This is a genomic window from Acinetobacter larvae (assembly GCF_001704115.1).
In the GTDB taxonomy this organism is placed as follows: domain Bacteria; phylum Pseudomonadota; class Gammaproteobacteria; order Pseudomonadales; family Moraxellaceae; genus Acinetobacter; species Acinetobacter larvae.
This window is the reverse complement of sequence record NZ_CP016895.1, coordinates 1985464-2012100: the sequence shown is the minus strand read 5'-3', so window position 1 is coordinate 2012100 and position 26637 is coordinate 1985464. Positions and strand designations below refer to the sequence as shown.

Annotated in this window: 19 protein-coding genes and 2 pseudogenes; 13 read left to right on the top strand and 8 right to left on the bottom strand. The window is 38.8% G+C overall.

What is annotated here, in order from left to right:
* The first annotated feature begins 18 nt into the window (after nucleotides 1-18).
* Both miaA and hfq read left to right on the top strand, forming a co-directional pair.
* Nucleotides 19-951, top strand: coding sequence for a tRNA (adenosine(37)-N6)-dimethylallyltransferase MiaA (gene miaA, locus BFG52_RS09145; RefSeq protein ID WP_407639197.1), 933 nt, complete (start codon nucleotides 19-21; stop codon nucleotides 949-951).
* A 100-nt stretch (nucleotides 952-1051) separates the two neighbouring features.
* Nucleotides 1052-1561 carry an RNA chaperone Hfq gene (gene hfq, locus BFG52_RS09140; protein WP_067555031.1) on the top strand — a complete coding sequence of 170 codons (510 nt, stop codon included), beginning with the start codon at nucleotides 1052-1054 and terminating at the stop codon, nucleotides 1559-1561.
* Nucleotides 1562-2177: 616 nt separating this feature from the next.
* Here the strand turns inward: hfq and BFG52_RS16635 are convergent.
* A pseudogene (locus BFG52_RS16635) lies at nucleotides 2178-2386 on the bottom strand (transposase domain-containing protein); the annotation flags it as partial.
* 764 nt (nucleotides 2387-3150) lie between these two features.
* Here BFG52_RS16635 and dusB point away from each other — a divergent pair.
* The 7 genes from dusB (at nucleotide 3151) to BFG52_RS09105 (ending at nucleotide 17621) form a co-directional block, all read left to right on the top strand.
* Nucleotides 3151-4152, top strand: a complete 1002-nt coding sequence (dusB, locus tag BFG52_RS09135) for a tRNA dihydrouridine synthase DusB (RefSeq protein ID WP_169817566.1) — start codon at nucleotides 3151-3153, stop codon at nucleotides 4150-4152.
* A 413-nt stretch (nucleotides 4153-4565) separates the two neighbouring features.
* Entirely contained in the window at nucleotides 4566-5981 is a 1416-nt protein-coding gene (glnA, locus tag BFG52_RS09130) for a type I glutamate--ammonia ligase (protein WP_171257344.1), read from the top strand.
* A 221-nt stretch (nucleotides 5982-6202) separates the two neighbouring features.
* Nucleotides 6203-10060, top strand: coding sequence for an ATP-dependent RNA helicase HrpA (gene hrpA / locus BFG52_RS09125; RefSeq protein ID WP_067559383.1), 3858 nt, complete (start codon nucleotides 6203-6205; stop codon nucleotides 10058-10060).
* 67 nt (nucleotides 10061-10127) lie between these two features.
* Nucleotides 10128-11243 carry a beta-ketoacyl-ACP synthase III gene (locus BFG52_RS09120; protein WP_067555025.1) on the top strand — a complete coding sequence of 372 codons (1116 nt, stop codon included), beginning with the start codon at nucleotides 10128-10130 and terminating at the stop codon, nucleotides 11241-11243.
* 186 nt (nucleotides 11244-11429) lie between these two features.
* On the top strand, nucleotides 11430-12038 hold the full coding sequence (locus tag BFG52_RS09115; protein ID WP_067555022.1) for a glutathione S-transferase family protein: 609 nt from the start codon (nucleotides 11430-11432) through the stop codon (nucleotides 12036-12038).
* A gap of 459 nt (nucleotides 12039-12497) precedes the next feature.
* Nucleotides 12498-14816 carry a TonB-dependent hemoglobin/transferrin/lactoferrin family receptor gene (locus BFG52_RS09110; protein WP_407639249.1) on the top strand — a complete coding sequence of 773 codons (2319 nt, stop codon included), beginning with the start codon at nucleotides 12498-12500 and terminating at the stop codon, nucleotides 14814-14816.
* Nucleotides 14817-15302: 486 nt separating this feature from the next.
* Entirely contained in the window at nucleotides 15303-17621 is a 2319-nt protein-coding gene (locus tag BFG52_RS09105; RefSeq protein ID WP_407639248.1) for a TonB-dependent hemoglobin/transferrin/lactoferrin family receptor, read from the top strand.
* A 150-nt stretch (nucleotides 17622-17771) separates the two neighbouring features.
* Here BFG52_RS09105 and BFG52_RS09100 read toward each other — a convergent pair whose 3' ends face one another.
* From BFG52_RS09100 to BFG52_RS09080, 5 genes are all read right to left on the bottom strand, one after another.
* Complete coding sequence (locus BFG52_RS09100) at nucleotides 17772-18557, bottom strand: thiazole synthase (protein ID WP_067555016.1); 786 nt, start codon at nucleotides 18555-18557, stop codon at nucleotides 17772-17774.
* 13 nt (nucleotides 18558-18570) lie between these two features.
* Nucleotides 18571-18768: a sulfur carrier protein ThiS gene (gene thiS / locus BFG52_RS09095; protein WP_067555013.1), complete on the bottom strand. Its 198-nt coding sequence runs from the start codon at nucleotides 18766-18768 to the stop codon at nucleotides 18571-18573.
* Between the two features lie 93 nt (nucleotides 18769-18861).
* A complete protein-coding gene (locus tag BFG52_RS09090; RefSeq protein WP_067555010.1) occupies nucleotides 18862-19230 on the bottom strand; it encodes a DUF423 domain-containing protein in 369 nt (122 codons plus the stop codon).
* 236 nt (nucleotides 19231-19466) lie between these two features.
* The gene (gene rpoH / locus BFG52_RS09085; RefSeq protein WP_067555007.1) at nucleotides 19467-20333 is read right to left on the bottom strand and encodes an RNA polymerase sigma factor RpoH; all 867 of its coding nucleotides are present in this window, start codon (nucleotides 20331-20333) and stop codon (nucleotides 19467-19469) included.
* 138 nt (nucleotides 20334-20471) lie between these two features.
* Nucleotides 20472-20696 carry a sulfurtransferase TusA family protein gene (locus tag BFG52_RS09080; protein ID WP_067555004.1) on the bottom strand — a complete coding sequence of 75 codons (225 nt, stop codon included), beginning with the start codon at nucleotides 20694-20696 and terminating at the stop codon, nucleotides 20472-20474.
* Between the two features lie 414 nt (nucleotides 20697-21110).
* Here BFG52_RS09080 and BFG52_RS09075 point away from each other — a divergent pair, with 414 nt between their 5' ends.
* Together BFG52_RS09075 and rhlB are read left to right on the top strand one after the other, a co-directional pair.
* Nucleotides 21111-21323, top strand: coding sequence for a cold-shock protein (locus BFG52_RS09075; RefSeq protein WP_067555000.1), 213 nt, complete (start codon nucleotides 21111-21113; stop codon nucleotides 21321-21323).
* Between the two features lie 120 nt (nucleotides 21324-21443).
* Nucleotides 21444-22595, top strand: coding sequence for an ATP-dependent RNA helicase RhlB (gene rhlB / locus BFG52_RS09070; protein WP_067554997.1), 1152 nt, complete (start codon nucleotides 21444-21446; stop codon nucleotides 22593-22595).
* 149 nt (nucleotides 22596-22744) lie between these two features.
* Here rhlB and BFG52_RS09065 read toward each other — a convergent pair whose 3' ends face one another.
* Entirely contained in the window at nucleotides 22745-23533 is a 789-nt protein-coding gene (locus BFG52_RS09065) for a pseudouridine synthase (protein ID WP_067554994.1), read from the bottom strand.
* A 186-nt stretch (nucleotides 23534-23719) separates the two neighbouring features.
* Here BFG52_RS09065 and BFG52_RS17495 point away from each other — a divergent pair.
* Together BFG52_RS17495 and BFG52_RS09060 are read left to right on the top strand one after the other, a co-directional pair.
* Nucleotides 23720-24072 (top strand): annotated as a pseudogene (locus tag BFG52_RS17495) (structural cement protein Gp24).
* A 141-nt stretch (nucleotides 24073-24213) separates the two neighbouring features.
* Nucleotides 24214-24495: a hypothetical protein gene (locus BFG52_RS09060; protein WP_067554991.1), complete on the top strand. Its 282-nt coding sequence runs from the start codon at nucleotides 24214-24216 to the stop codon at nucleotides 24493-24495.
* Between the two features lie 901 nt (nucleotides 24496-25396).
* Here the strand turns inward: BFG52_RS09060 and BFG52_RS09055 are convergent.
* Complete coding sequence (locus tag BFG52_RS09055; protein ID WP_067554989.1) at nucleotides 25397-26401, bottom strand: hypothetical protein; 1005 nt, start codon at nucleotides 26399-26401, stop codon at nucleotides 25397-25399.
* Nucleotides 26402-26637: the final 236 nt, after the last annotated feature.

Sequence of the window (26637 nt, the reverse complement as noted above, 5' to 3'; positions counted from 1 at the left end):
GGCGTGCTGGTCAACCATATGAACGTGATTAATTTGATGGGTCCAACGGCGAGTGGCAAAACAGCGTTGGCTTGTGAATTATATGAACGTGGTAATTTTGAATTGATCTCTGTGGATTCTGCCTTGGTTTATCAGGATATGGATATTGGAACAGCCAAGCCAACCAAGGCAGAGCAAGAACAGTATCCACATCATTTAATTGATATTATTACACCTTTACAAAGCTACTCAGCTGCTGAGTTTGTCAGCGATGCTTGTCGCTTGATCGATCAAATTCATCTGCAAGGTAAAACACCGATTTTAGTCGGTGGTACAATGTTGTATTTCAAGGCACTGCTAGAAGGATTATCAGATCATCTGCCGGCGGCTGATGCTGAAATTCGTGCGGAAATCGAGCAGATGGCAGCGCAACAGGGATGGGAAGCGGTACATGCAGAATTACAGCGCGTTGATCCTAAAGCTGGTGAAAAATTTAAAGTAAGTGATAAACAAAGAATTATTCGTGCCCTAGAAGTGTATCGCATGACAGGACGCCCCATTACGCAGTTACAAGCCGAGCAGCCCAAGCAACAAGATTACCGTTATCATTTTAAAAATTATGCTTTAATGCCTGATCGCGCAGAATTACATCAAAGAATTGAACAACGATTAAAAAAAATGTGGGATATCGGTTTTTTGCGTGAGGTCGAATTTATTATGGAAAAATACGATTTACCAGAAAATTTACCCGCTGCACGCTCTGTTGGGTATAGGCAGGCGATAGATTTTTTAAAAAATAGTGATAGAAGTCACGAAAATTTGTGTATTATGGAGGATAAGGCGTTGTTTGCGACACGACAATTAGCCAAACGTCAATACACTTGGTTACGTTCATTGCAAGAACAGCATAATTTTACTGTTTATTTAACAATAAACCATGCGCGAGAAGACTTGCGAAACTTATACGGATAAAGCAAAATTTACTGACTATCTTATTTATAAATTTTTATAAATTTTAATTGAAAAATAAAGATAGTTTTTGCGCTGATTTTTTATATTTTTGGAGTATTAAATGTCTAAAGGTCAAACTTTACAAGATCCGTTCTTAAATTCTCTCCGTAAAGAACGCATTCCAGTTTCTATTTTTTTGGTAAACGGGATTAAATTGCAAGGTCACATTGAATCATTTGACCAATACGTTGTGTTATTAAAAAATACCGTTAGTCAAATGGTATACAAGCATGCAATTTCTACAGTCGTTCCTGCACGTAATCCTCGCCCAGTTGGTGCACCTGCGGGTGGCGCACAATCTGCTGGTGGCTTCGGTGGTCAAGGCGGCTTCGGTGGTCAAGGCGGTTTCGGTGGTCAAGGTGGCTTCGGCGGTCAAGGTGGCTTCGGTGGTCAAGGTGGCTTCGGTGGTCAAAGCGGTTTTGGTGGTCAAGGCGGCTTCGGTGGTCAAGGTGGCTTCGGCAACCAAGGTGGCTTCGGCAACCAAGGTGGTTTCGGTGGTCAACCTGCAGCGCCTAGCTTTGACAATGAAGGTAAATTCGAAGACACACAAGACGACGAAAACAATCGTTAAAATGTGGGATCGTGACTGAGTTATCAGTTTCGTATTCAAGCCAATGACGTCAGTCATTGGCTTTTTTTTGTTTATTACTTTTGTTGGAAGCGTTCATGTGATCACTTTGCGGTTTAAGCACGAATGAAGAGGGGATTGTTTGGTCATCTTGTACTGTGGTGAGCAGACTGAATAAATTGGAAATTTCATTTAAATTTATAGTGAGTTTTTTGCTTATTTAAGGTCTATCTGATGCTTATCGTGTAGATAATCACCTATAGCATTGTTCAGCTGATTGATCGGTTTTGTTGAGACTTTCGATGTAAGTGAATATAACTTTTTGAAATATATAAATATGCTTTAAAATTCATGTCTAGAATTGCGTTGTAGCGGCAAATCATGCTGATGTTCAATCGATGCGATAGCAGGGTTATAGGATGACTCTGGTTTTTTTGTAATTTCACTCAAATTTATTATTGAATATTCATTTAATTTTGCAGTTTACTTTTGTCTTAGGTTTTGTCATAAGCTCAGGATTAAAAGACATTGTGCATTTAAATGTGCGTGTCTGGTATCTGGACGTCAGCTCTGATCCAACTCGGATGAGAGCACAGTAATGTAAGCATCTGCTCAAGCCCTATTGATTTTCTAAGGCTTGCCAGTTATGCGGTAGTAATTCTTCGATATTTTTCATTTTATGTGTTGGCAGACGTTTGAGTACATCACTCAGATAAGCATACCTAGACCGTTGAGTTTGGCTGATTGAATCAAGGTCATGATATTGGCAGCACGTTGCCCGCTACGAAATGATCCTGAAAATAGCCAGTTTTTAGCCCCTAAGCACTGTAATCGAGTATCATCAGATAACTTTGAATTACTAGGGCTGAATTACTACAACTTCTGTTATTCCCAAGTAGAAATGACCGCCTTTAAACTAAATAGAAATGTCCTATGTGCCTTCAGCAAAATCTTCCTGCAGACCAAATCGAATGATTCCACTTTCTTGATTTTGTTTAAATTTTAAAATAACCGTATTATTAATAACTAATATATTTTTGGCGTGACTTAGTAATAATTCACTATTAGGTGTTAGCTCTAGTAGTCTTCCGTGTTTTCTTAATAACTTGCAACTGGTTTTGACTCTCTGGAGCGCGACTAGCCAGTAGGGGCTTAACCATTAGATTGATCTCTAAAGTTGAAAGATGACGTTGATATTGTTGATCAGACTTCATCTAAATAATAATGATGAATAAATTGTTCTAAAGTTTTTGACACAGATGCTTGTTCAGGATTTAGAATAGCGGGGTTAATCAGTATCTCCGCCTTAATCCGCTTGATCCATTCTTGGGCTGGCTTCTTTGGCAAAAGTTCTTGTATGAATGAATATTGGTAAGCCTTTACGGTTTATTCGTATCTGTGCTCTATACTGTGTTTTACCATTGTGATGCGTTCAGCAATTGTACCTATGAATTTACGCCATATCTTTATTATGGTGCAAATATGGCGTAACCAAAGCGTAAAATAAGTCAATAACATGGCATTAAACGAAACAAATGAGGTTCAATAAATTGAGCAAAAACAAAGTAATTACTGCATTGTTCGATAAACCAATGGATCAGAAGATTTGGGTTGCTCCGATGGCAGGGGTAACGGATCGACCATTTCGAACATTATGTAAATATTTTGGTGCAGGTCATGCTGTTAGTGAAATGATGACGGCAGATAAAACGCTACGCATGAGTAAGAAAAGTTTATATCGCGCTAATTTTGATGGTGAAATTGCTCCCATTTCTGCTCAAATTGCTGGTTCAGATCCTGCTGAATTGGCAGAGGCGGCCCGATATCAAGTGGCTAACGGTGCACAGATTGTAGACATTAATATGGGGTGTCCTGCCAAAAAAGTGTGCAATAAACTGGCTGGTTCTGCGTTATTACAAGACGAAGACCTAGTTGCTCGAATATTAGATGCTGTTGTTGCTGCAGTTGATGTTCCTGTAACCCTTAAAACACGTTTAGGTTTTCTAAACGGTCAAGAAAATATTATGCGTATTGCAGATCAAGCAGAAAAGTCCGGTATTGCCGCATTGGTATTGCATGGGCGTACACGTGAAGATATGTATCTTAATACTGCACGTTATGAATTAATTAAACAGGTCAAATCCAGTATTCAAATTCCGGTGATTGCCAATGGAGATATTGATAGTCCTGAAAAAGCTCAATATGTGATGGATTACACCGGTGCAGATGCCATTATGATTGGTCGCGCTGCGCAAGGTCGACCATGGATTTTTCGGGAGATTGCACATTTTTTACGAACAGGACAGCATCTGGCTGCACCAGAAATATTAGAAGTTAAACAGGTGCTTATTGAGCATTTAAGTGAATTGTATCAGTTTTATGGTGAATATTCAGGTTGTCGTATCGCACGTAAACATATTGCTTGGTACACCAAAGGTTTATATGCCAGTAATGAGTTTCGACAAAATATGTATCAAGTTGAGAGTACCGCAACACAAGCTGCTGTTGTGGAAGCATATTTTGACCAATTGCTCAATCGGGGTAGCCGCATGAGCGATGTACAAGTGGATCAGGTCAACTTACTTGCTATTTAAATTGTGGGGCTCAATGAAGTTTCGGGTTTATCGCGAAATGCCTTACATGTTGGTCATGCGATGGATCGAATTTAAACTCGTTATCAGAACTAAATAGCAAATTCAATTTTTTAAAAAAATTTATATAAGCATCATGTGTTTGTTCTATGCTTTTTGATTTAAAGATAGATATTGCACTATTTTAGTACAAATAAAAAAAGTTTTTGATCAATTCGGAACAAGCATGGGTGAACATGGTGCATTTGTATGAGCAGCCAGTATAATGTGCCATAGCAAAACAGATATTGATCAGTGATCTCATAAGCGATTCATGATTTTAACGTTTTACTGTTAAGTTGGTACGGGAATTGCTTAGTCATGATCAACTACACAAACGCACTTGATAAGTGCAAGTAATAATTCACTGGAGCAAAATGAGCATGGCGAACAAGGTCCTTCAACTCATACAAGAAAGTGGCGCAAAATGGGTCGATTTTCGCTTTACAGATACCAAAGGGAAAGAGCAGCATGTGACTTATCCTGCTGACTCTGTGGATGAAGATACTTTTGAAGACGGTAAAATGTTTGATGGTTCTTCTATCGCAGGTTGGAAAGGCATCGAAGCTTCTGACATGATTTTGCGTCCAGATGCTGAAACAGGTTTTATCGACCCATTCTTTGCAGAACCTACCGTCGTTGTAACCTGTGATGTAATCGAGCCTTCAACAGGTCAAGGCTATGAACGTGATCCACGTTCTATTGCCCGTCGTGCTGAAGAGTATCTCAAAGCAACAGGTATCGGCGATACGGCTTATTTCGGTCCAGAGCCAGAATTCTTTGTTTTTGATGAAGTAAAATGGGATATTGACATGTCTGGTGCACGTCATACCCTCATCGCTGAAGAAGCAGCATGGTCTACTGGTAAAGATTACGAAGCGGGTAACTCGGGTCACCGCCCACGCGTAAAAGGTGGATACTTCCCAGTCCCACCAGTTGATTCTTCACAAGATATGCGCGCAGAAATGTGTGCCAAAATTGAAGAAATTATGGGACCTGGTCGTGTTGAAGTACATCATCATGAAGTTGCTTCTTGCCAGTTAGAAATCGGTGTGAGCTTCAATACCTTGGTACGTAAAGCTGATGAAGTTCAACAGTTTAAGTATGCAGTATGGAATGTGGCACATCAGTATGCCAAAACAGCAACCTTTATGCCTAAACCTATGGTGGGTGATAATGGTTCTGGTATGCATGTTCACGTTTCTATTTCTAAAGATGGTAAAAACTTATTTGCTGGTGATGAATATGCCGGTCTTTCAGAAACAGCATTGTATTTCATCGGTGGTGTGATTAAACATGCACGCGCTTTGAATGCGATTACCAATCCATCAACAAACTCTTATAAACGCCTTGTGCCACATTTTGAAGCACCGATTATGTTGGCCTATTCTGCACGTAACCGTTCCGCTTCAATCCGTATTCCTTATGTTTCCAGCCCCAAAGGTAAACGTATCGAAGCACGTTTCCCTGATCCAATGGCGAACCCATATTTAGCTTTTGCTGCTTTATTAATGGCAGGGCTTGATGGTATTCAAAACAAAATTCATCCAGGTGAAGCAGCAGATAAGAACTTATATGACTTACCGCCAGAAGAAGAAGCTAAAATCCCAACTGTGGCACATAGCTTAGATATGGCATTGGAAGCACTTGCTGAGGATCATGAGTTCTTATTAAAAGGCGGCGTATTTACGGAAGAAATGCTAAATGCGTATATTGAATTAAAAACTGAAGAAGTTCGTCGTTTAAATACTACGACACACCCAGTAGAATTCGATATGTATTACAGCTTATAAAATTGTTGATATTGGCGATATTGCACTAAATTGGTGTGATGTTGCATTAAAATAGCTCACTATTTTTGTGGGCTATTTTTTTTGCATAAAAGAATAAAGCTTTTGCAAGCGTGATCTTTAGTACAAATATTGAGATTTTGCTCAGCAATTGTAGCTATCGCAATTATGATTTTAAGCGTAAAATACGCGGTTCATTTGTGGGTTTTTAGGGTTTTATGGCTGTGCGTATAGATTTAAATGTCGATCAATTGGTACTTGCACGTGACCGTCATCGTTTAAATCGACTTCGTAAAGGTAAAGAAGCCAATCCTAAACTATGGCAAGCACTGTTTGAAAAATCGAATCAACAGGTACGACAACGCTTGGCAGCTTTGCCGCAGATTCGCCTCAATCAAGATCTTCCTGTGAGTCAATATGCAGATCGCCTGATTGCAGCCATTCAACAGCATCAAGTGATTATTGTGGCTGGGGAAACGGGTTCAGGTAAAACCACTCAACTCCCACAAATTGCAATGTTGGCAGGTCGTGGATTGACTGGCATGATTGGCCATACCCAGCCACGCCGCTTAGCTGCACGTAGTGTATCTGAACGAATTGCACAGGAGGTTGGACAAAAACTCGGTGCAGCGATCAGTTATAAAGTGCGTTTTAATGAACAGAGTTCAACACATTCAATCGTCCGCTTGATGACCGATGGTATTTTGCTGGCTGAATTAGCACATGATCGTTATCTACAAAAATATGACACGATTATTGTCGATGAAGCACATGAACGTTCGCTGAATATTGACTTCATTATGGGGTACTTAAAGCAATTACTCGCCAAACGCCCCGATTTAAAAGTGATTATCACCTCAGCAACCTTAGATGTTGAGCGTTTTAGCCGGTATTTTAACCAAGCCCCTATCTTTGAAGTCGAAGGGCGAAGCTATCCAGTTGAAGTGCGTTATCGCCCTGTATCAGAAATGAATATTGTGGGGAGTGATGATGATGACTTTGATGATTTTGAAGAAAATTTACCACGTGCTGTGGTACAAGCAGTTGAAGAATGTTATCAGGATGCACAAGCCAAAGGGCATGCCGAATATGCAGATATTCTAATTTTTGCCAGCACAGAACAAGAAATTCGTGAACTACAAGAAGCTTTACAGAAATACGGACCAAGACATACGCAAATTTTACCACTTTATGCACGCTTAGCGTTGGCCGAACAGCAAAAAATATTTAACCCTAGTGGTGGTGGGCGCAGAATTATTATTGCGACCAACGTTGCTGAGACAGCGTTGACTGTTCCCAATATTCGCTATGTGATTGATAGCGGATTTGCACGAATTTCCCGTTATAACTATCGTTCACGGGTACAACGTCTACCTATCGAGGCAGTGTCTCAAGCAGCAGCCAACCAGCGTAAAGGGCGCTGCGGGCGTATTGCAGCAGGTGTTTGTATTCGTTTATATAGTGAGGATGATTTTTTAGGTCGTCCAGAGTTTACAGAGCCAGAAATCAAACGCACCAATTTAGCTTCTGTCATTTTGCAAATGCAGAATTTGGGCTTGGGTGAGGTTGAGAACTTTGATTTTATTGATCCGCCAGATTATCGCTTGGTCAATGATGGTAAAAAGTTACTTTTAGAATTAGGGGCTTATCAGGAGAAACCCAAAGGTTTAACCAAAATTGGTCGCATGATGGCGAAGATGCCGATTGATCCTAGACTCGCACGTATGCTGATTGGAGGTTCACATTTTGGTGCACTCAATGAGGTATTGGTCATTGTAGCTGCGTTGGCAGTACAGGACCCAAGGGAACGACCTGCGGATAAACAAGCACAAGCCGATCAAAAGCATGCATTATTTAAACAGCCTGATTCAGATTTTTTATTTTATTTAAAATTATGGGATAGTTTAAACGACCCCAAACAAAATTTTACCGAAAATAAGCGCCGTCAATTTGCGCGTCAGCATTATCTTAGTTGGTTACGCCTACGAGAATGGCGTAAAACTTATGAGCAATTGCTGGATATGACACAAGCATTAAAATTATCCTTTAATGAGAAAACTACAGATTATGAAAATTTACACCGTGCATTATTAACAGGTCTCTTGTCTTTTATTGCCAATAAAACAGACGAAAAAAATGTTTATATGGCAGTTCGCCAGCAAAAAGCACGTATTTTTCCTGCTTCAACCTTGCATAAAGCCAATGCTGCTTGGGTTATGGCATTTGAAATGGTGGAAACCTCGCAAGTTTATTTAAGAACCCTTGCTAAAATTGAACCAGAATGGATTTTATTGGCAGCACCGGATTTATTAAAACATCATTATTTCGAGCCACACTGGTCGAAGAAAAATGGTGTGGTCAATGCATATGATCAAATTTCTTTATTTGGTTTGATTATTGAAGCGAAACGTCTTTGTAATTATGAAAAAATAGACCAGAGCGTTGCGCATGAGATTTTCCTACGTGATGCATTAACTACTGGGCATTTGGGTATTCAACCAGGTTTTTTACAGCATAATTTACAAAAGTTAGCAGAAGTTGAAAGGGTCGAAGATAAATTACGACGTCGTGATTTATTGGTAGATGAACAAACGATTTATGAGTTTTATGCTGCAAAAGTACCGGTAGAAATTGCGAGTCGGCGTAGTTTTGAAGATTGGCGTGCCACAATCGAAGCCGAACAACCGCGCCATCTCTATGTTGATGATGCAGCACTATGGCAAAATGATCGCCCAGCTACCACGAAACAGTTTCCAGATTATATTTTGAATGGTGCTCTACGTCTTGCAGTGAGCTATCGTTTTGACCCGAGTCATGACCAAGATGGTGCGACCGTGAAGATTCCATTGGTCGCACTGCCGCAAGTCGACGATAATATTTGGTCATGGGGCATACCGGGGTGGCGCCAAGCCTTAATAGAAGCTTTACTCAAAACCTTGAGTAAAGAAAAACGCCGTGCTTTAGTGCCAATTCCTGAGACTGCTGCCAAGTTAATGGCGCAGTTAACCGAAAAAGATTTACAACAACATATATTAAACTATTTATCTTTTCAGCTTCGTGCCGAACAAATTAAAGCAGAAGACTTTGATTTAAGTCGTGTAGATAATTATCTTATTCCATTTATTCAGATTATAGATGAGAAAGGTCGGATAATAGCCAAGGGGCGAGATTTAACGGAACTGATGGCGCGTTGCCGTACAGAAACACATCGACCCATACAGAAAATGCAAGGTGAGTTTAAAACTTTCCCAGAAGATTTTATTTTTGAAGCTGCACAGAAAGTATCTGGTGTAGTGGTTAAGCAATATCAAGCGCTGGTGCCTGTAACAGCATTTCAAGCGTTGGATATAAAATCGACTGCTGGGGTTGTCATTCAGCATTTTAATGATGCTGAGCAAGCTTTAGTACAACAGCGTTTGGGTGTAATACACCTACTTTATTTGCAACTGGGCGATTTAAACCGACAGCTTAAAAAGCAAATTTCAAAGCCTTTGGCTTTGGCATATTCACCTTTGGGTGATAAAAGCAAATTAGAACAAATGTTGATTTATGCGAGTTTAAGTTTAAGCTTAAAGAGCTTGCCGCAAGATGCCAAACATTTTGAAGAGGTCTTACAACAAGTAAAACGCGATTTTTTAAGCTGTGGTCAGCAAGCACTGGCGATCATGACGAATATTTTCACCCAATGGCAGCAAATAAGACAGCAACTTGCCTCACTCGATTCAACGGTATTTGCTAAAAGTATTGATGATATTGAAGATCAGCTCGACTTAATGCATTTGGCAGATTATGTTTACCGTTGTTCTAATGATGTTTGGGTTGAATATCCGCGTTATCTAAAAGCAGTTTTAGCACGACTTGAGCGCTTGCCACATAATCTAAACCGTGATATTGCTGCGATGAAAGAGGTAGATCCATGGATGGATCGGTTATTTGATCATCAGGATGATGAACGGTTAAAAGCATTATATTTTATGGTTGAAGAGTTTCGAATTTCTTTATTTGCCCAACCCATGAAAACCAAGATCCCGATCTCTGTAACCCGTTTACAAAAAGCGTGGGAACAACTCAATATCCGTTAATTTCTGCTTTGTGTTCTGGTTGAATATAAGCAAATCTATATTTAAATTTTTTAAGAAGGAGTTTTACATGGGCATACGTATTACTGGCACAGGGTTATATCATCCAGAGCATGTGATTACCAATGAAGAGTTGGTTGAGAGTTTAAATGCTTATGTGGAACAGTATAATCAAGCACATGCTGAAGACATTGCAGCGGAAACAGTTCCTGCTTTACGTGGTTCTAGCGCTGAATTTATTGAAAAAGCCTCTGGGGTTAAACGCCGCTATGTGGTCGAAAAAACAGGTATTCTAGATCCAGCGCGTATGCGTCCATATTTACGTGAGCGTGAAGACGATGAATTATCTTTACAAGCAGAGTGGGGGGTAATTGCTGCCAAACAAGCCATGGCAAATGCTGGGGTAACGGCTGAAGATATCGATGTGGTTATTTTGGCATGTTCAAATATGCAGCGTGCTTATCCTGCGGTCGCTATAGAGATTCAAACGGCTTTGGGAATACAAGGTTATGCCTATGATATGAATGTTGCGTGTTCTGCGGCGACTTTTGGATTGAAACAAGCACGTGATGCCATTCAATCGGGTGCTCGAGCAGTATTATTGGTCAATGTTGAAATTACATCCGGACATAATGATTTCCGCTCACGTGATTGTCATTTTATTTTTGGTGATGTTGCGACGGCATCTATTATTGAAAATACCGACCAAAAAACAGGATTTGATATTGTAGATACTTCACTTCACACCCAGTTCTCTAATAATATTCGCAATAACTTTGGCTTTTTAAATCGTAGCGAAGATGCTGTTAAAGATGACAAACATTTTCGTCAAGATGGTCGTAAAGTATTTAAAGAGGTCTGTCCTTTAGTTGCAAAAATGATTGCTCAGCAGCTCGAAAAAAATAATATTCAGCCTGACCAAGTAAAACGTTTTTGGCTGCATCAAGCCAATGCCAGTATGAATGAGTTAATTCTTAAATTGGTGGTTGGCAAAGCAAAAGCTGATGCTGATCCAAATTTAGTCCCTATTATCTTAGATGAATTTGCCAATACATCTTCTGCGGGTGTGATGATTGTGCTGCATCGTACCCAACATGAGGTAGCAGATGGTGAATATGGTGTCTTGTGTTCATTTGGTGCGGGGTATTCTGTTGGTGCAATTTTAGTTCAAAAGCATGTGGTTTAATATACTGGTACAGCATACAATCCAAAGCATGATTTGTGTTTTTGTCTAAATCTAAAGCAGTATTGTGATGCGATCATAATACTGCTTTTTTATATGATCGAAATTTATACGGAATAAAGCATGCAAGACTTGCATGCTGGCGCAAAGCGTTTTAAAACTAAAGAGAAGTCATAATCGAGAAATAAGATGAAATTATATTATTCGCCTGGCGCATGTTCATTAGCCGCACATATTTTGCTCAATGAGATTAATGTTGATTTTGATTTAGAGCGTGTTGATCTAAAAACGCATCTTACTGAAAAAGGTACAGACTTTTATCAAATTAATGCCAAAGGTTATGTGCCAGCCCTAGAGATTAATCCTGGTTTAGTTTTGACTGAAAACGTTGCAGTACTTCCTTTTTTGGCACAACACGATCCACAGCAAAATTTAATTCCACCATCAGGCTTAGGTCGTGCCAAAGTTTTAGAGTGGTTGGGCTATTTAAATTCCGAATTACATGATGCATATGCGGTATTTTTTACAGCGCAGTTAGATGAAACACAAAAAGCAGCTGCATATGCAGAGATTAATAAAATTTTAAATTATATTGAACTCTATTTGGAAAATAGTGATTTTGATTATTTGGTGAATGATAACTTTGGTCCAGCTGATGCATATTTATTTGTGTTGACGAACTGGTCGAAATTAATCCAGCATGATTTAGCACCGTTTAAACATATTGCTGCGCTAAGAGATAAAGTTGCACAGCGACCTTCTGTACAAATGGCTATGCGAGATGAAGGTTTAATTTAATTAAAAAGCCGATACTAAGCGAAAAGTCGTATCATCTAGAGATGATGCGACTTTTTGATTGAAAAATCATAAAAATAAACAATTGATTTTAAATTATTTATTTAATTTTATTACAATAAGTTCTTTTTAGTGGTTTACAAAACTGCAAATAAAAATAATAATTACTATTATTTACAAGGTTGTCATTATATGACTTTGCGATTTCGCGCTTTGTAATATTACTGCACCTTAAGAATGAAATGTCCTTATAAATGGATTATGACGACATTGGTGTGGTAATAAATCTTTTCTCCTACGTCTTATTTAATGTCGTATTGCTTATTGCATAAACAGCAATAGCGAAGCTATGCGTTTTAAATAACACTCATTCGGTTTTTCAGCATGCAACTGTCATCCAAGTTTTTTTATTCACGACCTAAACCCTTAAGTATATGTATGGCTTTATTGATGACGGGATTTATGGGCGGGCAACAAAGTTTTGCACAACAAAATCCTGTATTAAGTGCCACCGATCTAGAAACAAAGGCAATCGATAACATTAAGCCTAAAATGACGCCATCTCAGTCAGTCATGGCAACGCAAAATCATAAACGTGGTGTGGAAAATCAGATTTATGAGATGACACCGATTTATTTGCAGGCTCAAACCGAAGATACCATTCAGTTTGGTCAAAGTGTTTTAAATCAAAAAGCAATTGATCGATTCCAAGCCAATAATGTCGCGCAGTTATTAGATACCATGCCTGGAGTCGGTATGGCAGGTTCACCTCGACCTGGTGGGCAAACCATTAATATTCTTGGTATGGGAGGGCATGCAGATGTACCGATTACATTGGATGATTCGTTAAAGGGCTTTGATAAATATCGTCAGGGTTCAGTATTTGTGGAGCCGGAAATTTTAAAACGAATTACCGTGGATAAAGGTCCGCATAATGTAGAAGTGGGCAATGGTGGTTTTGGTGGAAAAGTAACCCTAGAAACTAAAGATGCACAAGATTTACTCAGAGAAGACCGTTTAATTGGGGCTTTCTTAAAATATTCTCGGTTTAGCAATAACAGCCAAAATACTTATACTGGTGCTGTATATGCTAAAGCTCCTAATAATATCATCGATGGTCTAATTTACTTTACCAAACGCGATAGCGGTAATGTCGAACGACCAGATGGTAGTAAGTTCCTGTTTTCTGAACAAGAGCAGGATACTTATATGGCAAAATTTAATTTCCGTCCAAGTGAGGGACACAAAATATTTATCAACGCGATGCAAAGTGGTCATAAAAGCTGGGAGCCTTTTGCCGCAATGCGTGATGTCGATTTAACCTCACCGACACAAGAAGAAATTGATGAATTAGGATATGACGAAGCTTGGCGGAGTAAGTTGGTTTATCGTGATCAGGATGATCGCAGTTATTCTATGGGGTATGAGTTTAATCCCTCAAATAATCCTTATATTAATTTCAAAGCCGTGGCTTCTTATTCCAAAACCAACCAGCACGATACTCGAACAGAACATGGTGTGATTAGTGCTGGAACATTAGGTAGCCAAAGTTGGATTGAATATACCAACAAAGCAATTAAGTTAAGCAACGTCAGTGAAATTGATAGTCGCTATGGTTCACATAAAGTAAAAGTTGGTGCGCAATATCAAAATATGTATCAGCAAGCCTTAAACTTTGTAGATACTAAAATTGATGATCCAGACTTTAACCATGGATATTATCAACCATACTTTATGCCAGAAGGTCAACAAACCATGTTGAGTGGTTTTATTGAAGATCAATATCAGATTGGTTCAGTCACCATTACGCCATCTCTAAGATACGACCATATCGTCAATAAAGGAAAAGAGAATTTAGCCAATGCCTATAATAAACCAGAGGTCGGGCATGATTATTCATCAAAAACCTATACTGGATGGTCGCCACGTTTAGCTTTATCATGGCAACAAGCTCAGTATTTAACATGGTTTGCCAATATTAGCCAAACATGGCGTTCACCGCGTATAGATGAACTCTATTCGGTACAGTATGACCGTGCGGCGGCACCATCAAGTAGTTTATATTTAAAACCTGAAAAAATGTTGGCGATTCGTTTGGGGAATGAAATGAATTTCCAAGATTTATTTGCAGAAGAAGATCATTTGCAAGTACGTTTAACCTATCATCATAATCGCGGTAAGAATGAGATTTTTAAAAACTTATCAACATTTTGTGAAGCACAAGTGATAGATAAACAAAATGGTGGTAAAGGAAATATTAGTGTGTGTGGCGGAGATTATGACCACGGTTGGTATCGTAATGTAAAAGACTACACCATTAAGGCATATGAAGCTGAGCTTTTTTATAATCAACCGATGTGGTTTGCAGGGATAACCTATGCTTATGTACGAGGGCAGCGTGATCAATCTCCAGTGAACCCGTGGTTAGGGCATAAAACTTGGATGACTGCTATTCCACCACGTAAAGCGACTGCAACATTAGGTATTACCGTGCCTGAACATCATTTAACCATGGGCTGGCGTGGTATTTTTGTCGATGCACAACGCCGTAGTTTAAGAGATGATGATGATGCAATCGCTGCACGAACTTATTCTCTTCCGAAAACTAAAGGTTATGCCTTACATGGTATTTTTACTGAATGGCAGCCATATGGAGATACCGGACCTACATTAAACTTCTCCATCGATAATCTATTTAATCGAGACTATAAAATGTATTTAGGGGAATATATGACAGGAACAGGACGAGATTTTAAACTCAGTATTAGTCAACGTTTCTAATCCTTGCACGCTCGTTTAGCTTATACATTCTCACGGATAAGAGTGATGGCTAAGCGAGCGTATCGTGCTCTACTTTTATTAGAGCATTATGGTGCATTGTCCTTGTGGCGAGTAGGTTATTTTTTTGCGCTAGTCCTTGGCGCAGAATAACGACTGTTATATTTAAATGCAGTTTTATATTTACATTCTATTAAATAAAAATGATAATTAATAACATTTGAATTTGGTCACAATGTTTTTGTTTCTATTTTAAACAATCATTAAAAGTGATTTGAATCAAAACAGCTGGATTGCGATTGGTCTTACAGTGTACCAATGCGATTTATAATGTGGTCATATGATGTCATATTCTCTCCCAATTATTTTCAGCATCATGCTTTATGGCCGAGTCAGGCTGTTGCTGATCATCAATTTTATGGTTTAAACATGCGTGTAATTTTAAATTCTTCCGCTCCTATACCGAAAAAACTGAGTATTGCTATTGCGATGGTAATTGCTCATAGCTGGGCAAGCCCCCATGTTTTTGCACAGTCGCCAATAGATCAATCCACAGTAATCGCCGCATATTCTGCTACTGAGGATGCATCTAAATTAGATCCAGTTGTACGTCAGAAGCAACAACGTACAGATAACCAAATTTATGAGATGACAACCATTCACTTGCAGGCTGATCATGATGAAACGATTCAGTTTGGGCAGAGTGTCCTCAATCAAAAAGCGATTGATCGTTATCAAGCCAATAATGTCGCGCAGTTATTAGATACCATGCCTGGTGTTGGGGCTGCGGGATCACCTCGACCTGGCGGACAAACCATTAATATTTTAGGTATGGGAGGTCCAGCAGATGTGCCGATTAGTTTGGATGACTCTTTAAAGAGTTTCGATAAATATCGCCAAGGGTCTGTATTTATTGAGCCTGAGATTTTAAAGCGCGTTACCGTAGATAAAGGACCACATAATGTCGAGGTGGGCAATGGTGGCTTTGGTGGTAAGGTGGCTTTAGAAACCAAAGATGCTACAGATTTATTAATAGATGATCATTTGATCGGAGCATTCTTAAAATATTCTCGCTTTAGCAATAACAGTCAAAATACCTATACCGGCGCAGTATATGCTAAAGCACCCAGTGGTATCGTTGACGCTATGATTTATTTTACCCAACGTGATAGTGGGGAAGTGAAACGACCAGATGGTAGTAAATTTATGTATTCTGCACAGACGCAGGATACATATTTGGCAAAATTTAATATTCATCCGAGTGATGGACATAAAATCTCGTTTAATGCGATGCAAAGTGGGCATAAGGCTTGGGAACCTTTTGCTGCAATGCGAGATGTGGATGCTTTCCCAACGACTGCCGAGATTGAAAAATATGGTTTAGATGAAGCGTGGAAGCGTAAATTGGTTTACCGTGATCAGGAGGATAGTAGTTATTCTGTTTCATATGAGTTTAATCCAGATCAAAATCCTTATTTAAACTTAAAAGCGACAGCTGCTTATTCTAAAACCAAACAACACGATACACGACCTGAATCGGCGAGTGCATTTTCTTCTGGAAATTTAGGTAATGAAAGCTGGGTTGATTATGTAAATACCACGTTTAAAATCAGCAATACCAGTGATTTGGCAACAGATTATGGTCTGCATAAATTAAAAGTTGGTGCGCAATTGCAACGTATGGAACAACAGTCTTTTATGCTCGATAAAAGCAAGTTAAAAAATGCAGATTATAATTATGGTTATTATCAGCCACCTTATATGCCGCAAGGCAAACAAGATATGTGGAGTGTTTTTGTAGAAGACCAATATCAAATTGGTGCTGTAACGATTACACCATCATTACGTTATGACCATATTCGAAATCAAGGCGAGGAAAATATTGCCAATGCATATAATGTACCAACAGTTGGGCATGATTATTCATCAAAGACCTATAGTGGTTGGTCACCGCGTTTGGCATTTGCTTGGCAACAAGCAGATTATATCAGTTGGTTTGCAAATATTAGCCAAACATGGCGCTCACCGCGTTTAGATGAGTTATATGCTGTTCAATATAGTCAAGCCGCAGCGCCAGCCACAAGCCTTTATTTAAAACCAGAAAAGATGTTGGCTATTCGCTTAGGGAATGAAATGAATTTTCAGGACTTACTGAGTGATGATGACCACTTACAAGTTCGTTTAACTTATCATCATAATCGCGGTAAAAATGAAATTTTCAAAAATTTATCTTCATTTTGCCAGGCTCAAGGTGAAGACCGTGCCAATGGTGGTAATGCTGGTATAGATGTTTGTCAGGGTGATTATGATCATGGTTGGTTTAGAAATGTTAAGGACTACACCATTAAAGCTTATGAGGCAGAGGTATTTTATAATCAGCCAATGTGGTTTGCAGGTTTAACCTATGCTTATATTCGTGGTCAACGCGATCAATCGCCAGTTAATCCATGGTTAGGGCGTAAAACATGGATGAGCAGTATTCCACCACGCAAAGCGACAGCAACATTGGGGGTTAATGTACCTGAGCATCATATAACAATGGGGTGGCGTGGTATTTTTGTTGATGCACAGCGCCGTAGTTTAAGAGATGATGATGATTCAGTGGCGGCAATGACGTATTCTTTGCCGAAAACAAAAGGTTATGCTCTACATGGTATATTTGTAGATTGGTCGCCTATTGGTGGGCGTGGGCCGCAACTAAATTTCTCTATTGATAATTTATTTAATCGAGATTATAGCGTTTATCTAGGCGAGGCAATGACTGGTACAGGTCGGGATTATAAATTCAGTATTACCCAACGTTTTTAAGATGATATATTGATCTGTATAGTTTAGCCCCTTATATAAAAAACCTGTATTTGAACTAAACCCCATAAGTTGGACACAACTTATGGGGTTGTTTTATGAAATACAATTTAACTGCTGAAGCATGAAATAGACTGGATGGTATTTCAAAAGTTATTTAAAGAAATACCCCGTTTCTGGTGAGCTGGCATTTGCCATGCGTTTGGTTGGCATACGACCCGCTAAATACGCTTCACGTCCTGCTTCAACGGCTTTACGCATAGCACTCGCCATGAGAATAGGGTTTTGAGCTGCGGCAATGGCTGTATTCATCAGTACACCATCACAACCTAATTCCATGGCAATAGCGGCGTCGCTTGCTGTTCCTACACCAGCATCAACCAAAATAGGCACCTTGGCATTTTCTTTAATAATGGACAGTGTATGTGGGTTTAAAATACCAAGCCCTGAGCCGATTAAACTTCCCAATGGCATAACAGCAACACAACCCATTTGCTCTAGTTCTAAAGCAATAATCGGATCATCTGAGGTATAAACCATCACTTCAAAACCATCATCAATGAGCCGTTTTGCGGCTTTTAAAGTTTCAGTAACATTGGGGTATAGGGTTTTATCGTCACCTAAAACTTCGAGTTTGACGAGGTTATGCCCATCCAATAATTCTCGAGCAAGCATACAAGTGCGTACAGCACTTTCTGCATCAAAGCAGCCGGCTGTATTGGGTAAAATCGTGTATTTTTCAGGTGGGATGACGGACAGTAAATTGGGCTGGTCAGCATGCTGACCAATATTTACCCGCCGTATAGCAACTGTGACAATTTCTGCAGCACTGGCTGTAATAGCCTGTTCGGTTTCTTGAAGATCTTTATATTTTCCAGTCCCGACCAATAAACGGGATTGAAAACTACGGCTACCAATCTGTAGAGGGGTATCTTGCATGCAAAGCTCCATATTAGCCGCCACCTACGGCATGAATAATTTCTATACGGTCATGTTCTGAAATAGCGGTCTGCTGCAGCTGACTTTTAGGAATAATATTTTGATTGAGTTCCACTGCAAAACGTTTACCTTCTAAATCCAATTGCTGAATCAGCTGGTTTAAGTTATTGGCATCACATGTTTGTAAGGCACCATTTAAATAAATCTGCATAGCGAACCTGATAGAGATATTAGAAATAAGCGATTAGATATTGGCTATATATTACAGTTAATAATATTACAGTTAATATATCTGAATATGGCTTTAGGCTTTAGAGGCTTTAAAAGCATTCCAAGCAAGGCTTAACCAACCTAAAATCATGAGTGCACCGCCGATTGGTGTAATCGCACCAAAATAACGTGGCACGCCCACGCCCATAAGATAAAGTGAACCGCAGAAGAAAATAATACCAATTTGAATACTGATAAAACTAAATTTAATGGGTATATTGGGAGATACTTTGTGGAGTATGGCTAAGCCAAATAATGCCAAACCATGGTAAAAGAAATAATCTGTGGCTGTTTTCCACCAGGCAATTTGTTCTGGGCTGGCAAAAGATTGTAAGCCATGTGCACCAAATGCACCAAGGGCTACGGCTAAGGCTAAATTAAGTGCTGCGATCACGATGAACATAGATGGTTTATCCCCATGCGAAGTGGTTTTACCATACCATAACTTAGGTAAGTCGAGAAGATAAAAGCCAGTGAGGAAGGTGTTACTACATGAAAAATAACCAGTATAGTTATTAGGTAAGCAAACTCATGCAACACTTTAAATGTTGTAGAGCTAAATTTGAAAGGAAGAGTGGGAGAGTAAAGAATATGCCCATCACATGGACTACATTGGCGTGATGAGCAGATAGATCAGATTTAATTGGAAGACATAGCAACTTTAATTTTTTCCATTGCATTTTTTTCGAGCTGGCGAATACGTTCGGCAGATACATTATATTCAGCAGCGAGCTCGTGGAGAGTCGATTTTTCATCATCTAACCAACGGCGTTGCAAAATATTGCGTGAACGATCATCCAACTGGCGCATGGCATCATGCAATGCAGATGTACTTTGTTCTTCATAATCTTCAGATTCAATTAAACGAGCTGGGTCATAACGGTTATCTTCAAGATAAAGTGCTGGTGCAACATGGTGGCTGTCTTCGTCATCATCACCTTGTGCTTCAAAAGCAGCATCATAAGCCGTTAACCGACCTTCCATCTCAAGTACTTGTTCGGGGGTAACATTGAGATCGTCAGCAATCGCTTGTGCTTCTTCGAGTGTTAAGTTCTTACTCGACTTTTTTAGGCTACGTAAGTTAAAAAATAATTTACGTTGGGCTTTGGTTGTCGCAATTTTAACAATACGCCAATTACGAATAACGTATTCATGGATTTCAGCTTTGATCCAATGTACAGCAAAAGAAACTAAACGGACACCCATGCTTGGATCAAAGCGTTTTACAGCTTTCATGAGACCGAGGTTGCCTTCTTGAATGAGATCACCTTGTGGGAGCCCATAACCTGCGTAACTACGTGCAATATGTACTACAAAACGTAGATGAGACATCACCAACATTTTTGCAGCTTCCAAATCCTGATCATAGAAATAACGTTCGGCAAGTTCTTTTTCTTGCTCTGCTGTAAGAATTGGGATTTGGTTGATGGTGCTGATGTAAGCACCAAGATTGACACCAGGCGCAGATAAGGACAGGGGCATCAATTGATTGCGGCTGTCACTCATAAGTTCTCCTTATCGGAAGCACGTTGTTTTAGCAATGCATCCATCTTAATGTGATTAACGTGGGTTAGTAAGCAAAATTGGGTAGAGAAATGTAAATTTAAATACATATTTTAGAAGCAAGAGTTTAAATGAAATTTTTTAAGATTCAATTAAGTAATGAAACTCAGACGCAGAGATTTTATGCATTTGGCAACGATATTGATGTACCTGACAATAGCGTAAAATATCGATTTCACTGTGTGGGTCTGAAGCCATTAACAGAAATTTTTGTGCGGTCGTTGTAGACTTAAGTGCGCGCTTTAGCATCAATAACGGCATTGGGCAGGGTTTGCCTAAAGCATCGATGAGAATCGGATTACACATGTAGAAATGATACTACCTTATATCAAAAAAAATTGCAGTGTTAATTAGCACAATAGTATAGCGCAAAAGCCCGTGAGAGCGATGGGGCAATGCAGAAAAAACCACGAATGACTGTTCTAAAAAGTGAGTAATGATATTTAAGTAAGCTTAAATAAACTTTTAATAAAAATTTATTTAAAAATTTCTATTATTTGCACGCACCCCATGGTAACATCGATGTGTACTTGGATTTTAGGATAATCTTTTGAATTGTTTTAAAAACCGAATACTTAATGGATGTAACCGGGAAATTTGTTGATAGTTTTAACAGAATGATTACAAGCTTTGAAATACAAAAATATTTTAAACACTTGTTTGCTCTGCTGTTTGCAACACCGGATGGTCCCTTTATCTAAAATAACTGAGGATTAACTTATGACAGCTCGCGAACAAGGCGTAGTGAAATGGTTTAATGACACAAAAGGTTTTGGCTTTATTCAACGCAGCGGTGGTGATGATGTATTTGTTCACTTTCGTGCTATCTTAGGTGACGGTCATCGTTCACTTCGTGATGGTCAACGCGTAGAGTTCAGTGTTGTACAAGGTCAAAAAGGCTTTCAAGCTGAAGAAGTTCAGCCGTTAGACTAAAACCGACTCTATAAGAAAACGATGACGCTCCAATTTTAATGAATTGGGGCGTTTTTTGTTTCTATCATTTGTTTATAATGGTTCCGTTTATTCCTGTTAGTTTGTGTAGAGTGCAGATATATGTCATCCAACTTCCAAACCCTTAATTTACATCCGCAATTAAAACAAGCGATCGATGCTTTAGGGTTTAAAGAAATGACCCCAATTCAACAAAAAGTGCTCAAGTATACCTTGGCTGGTCATGATGCGATTGGTCGTGCGCAGACTGGAACGGGTAAGACTGCCGCTTTTTTGATTAGTGTGATTAATGATCTGCTCAATCATCCCATTACAGAACAACGTTATCGCGGTGAGCCACGTGCAGTTATCTTAGCACCGACCCGTGAACTGGCGATTCAAATTGAAAGTGATGCGCGCGAGTTAACACGTTTTAGTAATCTCAATGTGATGCCTTTGGTGGGTGGTGTTGACTTTGATAAACAGCGCAAACAACTCGATCAAAATTTTATAGATATATTGGTTGCCACGCCAGGGCGTTTAATTGATTTTATTGAGCAGCGTGAAGTTTGGTTAGATCAAATCGAGTTCTTGGTCATTGATGAAGCTGATCGACTATTGGACATGGGTTTTATTCCCTCAGTAAAACGGATCGTGCGTTATGCGCCGAAAAAAGAGCAGCGTCAGACCCTAATGTTCTCAGCAACCTTTAGTTATGATGTGCTCAACTTAGTGAGACAATGGTTATATGAGCCAGTTACGGTAGAAATTGAACCGGAAAAGAAAACCAATACCGATGTAGAACAGCGGGTGTATATGGTTGCTAATAAAGATAAGTATAAATTATTGCGTGAAATTTTAAGAGATGAGCCGATTGAAAAAGTCATGATCTTCGCCAATCGCCGCGATCAGGTGCGTAAACTTTATGATCATCTCAAACGTGATGATTACAAAGTTGTGATGTTATCTGGTGAAATTGCCCAAGATCGTCGTTTAAAAATGCTCGATCAATTTAAAAATGGTAAACACAACATCATGATTGCTACTGATGTTGCTGGGCGCGGTATTCATGTTGATGGTGTATCACATGTGATTAATTTTACCTTACCTGAACAGTCTGACGATTATGTACATCGTATTGGTCGTACTGGACGTGCAGGAAGCCGTGGTGTGAGCATCAGTTTTCTATCTGAAGATGATGCTTTCTATTTGTCTGGAATTGAAAAAGCCATTGGTCAAAAACTACCACTGACACGCTTAGAAGGTTATTGTTAGGACTGTTGATATCATTAAATATTTGTTTAGTATGCATTTTTCTGAAGTATAAGTTAGCTCAAACGACACCAATGAATACTGAAAAACCGCTAATTTGAAAAGATTAACGGTTTTAGACAGATTAAGCTGTATGAATTAAGCGTTTTATCTTAGCTACGTTGTCGACGACCACGATTTTTGGTATTGGGGCGTGTCGTACCATTGGTTTTACGACGTGGCTTTTGATCTTCCTCCATTTGCCAAATACGTGGTGTACCACCAGATTTCTTTTTATTATTTTTATGTGCTGAACTTTTGCCTTTGTTTGGACTGGTGGATGCATCGGCTTTTTTAACATACGAACGCGGTGTATAAGGCTTATCTGCAGGTAAGTCTTTAAAGTCTGGATAAAGCAAAGGTTCTATTTCGAGCTGTTCACCAGGTTGTAAATTGAGTTGAACCAAATCAAGGGAACCAATGCGTGTGCGAATCAGTCGTAGCGTTGGGAAACCTACTGCAGCAGTCATACGGCGAACTTGACGATTACGACCTTCACAAATTTGAATTTCAATCCAAGAGGTTGGAATATTGGCACGGTAACGTACCGGCGGTTGGCGTTCCCAAAGCCAAGTTGGTTCGGCAACTTTTTCAACTTGGGCAGGCAAGGTTATACCATCATTCAATTCGATACCTTGACGTAATTTTGCAATTGATTGTTCATCGATATCGCCATCAACTTGTGCATAGTACGTTTTATATTTTTTATTGCTCGGCTGGGTGATGAATTGGTTAAGACCGCCATGATCGGTCAAAAAAATTAAACCTTCTGAGTCCATATCCAAACGACCTGCAATACGGAGACTTGGATCTTGTACATAGTGCGATACGGTGAGGTGACTTTCATCCTCACGAAACTGAGAAAGCACATTAAAAGGTTTGTTGAGAACGACGACTTTCACTTTAAATCTCTGATAAGTAATAACTAAAAATATATGGATTGGTACGTTACCCGTTGCGATGCCCGTTTTGGATGTGATAGGTAAAATATAGCCCACTAGATGTGGGCTACTATATCAGATTTGGGTTTATGCTCTTCAACTTTATTTTTTACGTAAGACGAGTACCAGAACACATCTTTTTCGGTGATGCGTATAGGTCGTAAATTGCATTCAATCATTGAAGCTCATATTGCCAAAGGAAAATTTGGCGCATTCGGGATTTTGGGGAAATTGATGGCGAATGGATTTGAGTCATTGGTTGCAGATGACGAAACCGTTCACGGCTTAATTATTCGTTCATATTCAACACTATCCGCTGTCAATGGTATGGGTGCGCAGCAGCGACACCAGAAGAGGGCATTATGCAGGTGCTGATCTTAAGCCTATTGGTGGAATTGAAGCAGTGGCTGATGCCAAACAATACAATTGAGCTGAAGAATGCCTTGTTTATGCATGATACGGACGCTCAGGGCAATGTAGAAATCTCTTATAACATTTAAGTAAATAGACATGGAACATGGCGCTTTAGGCGTCTTTTTTATGTCTGGAGAAAATGAATATATGAGTAAATTACTCTTAGCTACAACCATGGCACAAACTACTTGGTCCAAGCAGATGCCCTGATCCAAGAAAAGCTAATAATGCAGAAACTTTTAGATGCGGTGAGAAACTACAATGCTCAAATCAAACAAATTACTGTTGATGTTCGCGCCGCTGATCTTGCTGCAGATAGCTTGTCAAAGCAACTCAGTGAAGCCCAGCACCGTGTGCCCACAGCTACCACCAAAACCATCACTGAATACATTGATACCAGCGCAGGCGTACTCAAAGCGTGCATCGCTAAATATCGAACAGTGGCAGAAGCGGCTGACGGACACGCAGCTGATGCGCGGCGATTAAGTGATGGGTGGTCAGTAGATTAGACAAAGAGGGTGTTAGTGGGTTTTTTAGGATTTATTTTGTGTGCTTACATAGTGCTTACATGGAAAGCAGAAACAAAAAAGAACTTTCCGTATTTTAACGTAAGTCCTTGATATATATGGTGGGCCCACCCTGACTTGAACAGGGGACCAACGGATTATGAGTGGAGATAAGTTTTAATTATTTTACTATATAAAACAATGTCTTACATTCATATGGGATGGTCGTAACGAATAAAATCAAGGAGACCGCGGATAAATTTGCAAGTGTAAGAAAACTAAGGTTTTTGACTCTTCCACAGTACATATGAGCCAAATGTAAGTTTTGCTAGGTATAAGAATAATAAGCTGTTTTTTGTGCGAAAAGCTTACGAAAACCGCAAAAAGACCGCGGTCTACTACTGGACAGCAAAGATAGACCCCAGAAATACAAGAAGTTTTTTATAGACCGCAGAGACCATGCTTGCTTTGTAGACAAAGCGTTGGACTGCAACCCCTTGTTTTGATAGCTAAGAATCGTCAACTACATGCTATTATATGAGGTAACTGTATCGAATACCCGTCATCACAGATCAGATCACACATAAGAATTTTCTCAAAAATAACAAAACTCCCCCTATAGTTTTCTCACAAGCTGATGCCACTGAATACAAGCACAGATTTTGCCAATCACAAAAAAATCCCCCCACTGTAATGCTGCAACATTGTGCAGAATCCCAATATCTTCGGTTCGAGCCTCACCTCAAATGCGAGAGCGGAAAATATCGGGATTGTGGACATTTGCTGGGAAATGGCTATGGATGTAAAAAGAGTATCTGTCAAAATAAGTCTGAATATATACACTGAATGCTTCTTAAGTTGAAGTTGCAGACAATTTCAAGTTGTACTAGTTCACACTAAAGAGTTATCTATTTCTGCGAATAGTTCCTTCAGGTGCCCAATCTTCACCACCAATTGAAAAAAAACCTTTTCTTATTTCAGGATCTATTAGTTCAATAGAAATATTATGTTTTGTTTTCCGAGTAACTTTATCCGAATATAAGTAATAATTTAAGTTTGGTGTATTTTCATCGGCAGTCCAGAGTTTTATAAGTATTGCGCTAATATCAAATGTGTAACATTCAGCTAGTATTTTAGATTTCTTTGCAGGTAGATCTTTTTTTAATTTTTCATTATATTCAGGTTCAAAATATCGAATCAAAGCAGCCTCAATAATTGCAGTTTTCTGTTCTAAAGATAACTTAAAATTACTTATGCGAGTCAATCTAAAAAAATCCTCATCGTCAAATATTTTAGACTGATCCATTCCATCTACAAATGAATATAAACGTACTGGGCTAAAATTAAATAGTCCAATTAATACTGAACGATCAGGGTACTTTGCATTTCTATCAGCTAGAATTTTCTGTAATGTACTATGTTTTTTTACTCGTTCTAATGCATTTTTCTTTTGCTTAATTCCTGTGCTCTTACCGATATACAGTACTTTCATTGAAATAACATCCTGCATACCACTTATATATGCCAGCTTTAAGGCAGTACAAGACATGACTATATTATCATTAGCATCTAACAAGAGAATATCTGAATGAGGGTATTTATCAATTTTCACTTTTTTTATATTTGATTCGATTTCTAATTCATCTTTAAAATGAACTATTTTCTTCTTTCCATTAACTCTATATTCTAAAGACACGATATATGTGATTGTATTATCTAAAATTTCATATTCAAGAGAATCAGGAATAAAAGATATTCTTGGACAGTCGACAACACAATAAATATGGCATTCATCTATTTTTTTATCGTAAATTTCTGGAAACTTATGATCTAAAGAGTGAGAAGTAATGAAAATAAAATTATCATTACCTGTCTCAATACCAAAATTTGTCATGTAACTTTTATTCATAATTAAATTGCTTGTATAGTTTAAATTCTTCATTATTAAACATAATTATTTATTTTAAAATCATTATTTGGTGAGTATTTGTTACTAGTATTTATTGAAGTTTAAAATATTAACTTTTATTAATTTTTTATTAAGTATACCATTATAAAATTTAAAATTATTTCTGATGATTATTATGGGTAATCTACATATAATTCATCAGGGTTTTATATTTGGATATTAGGTAGATCTTTTTG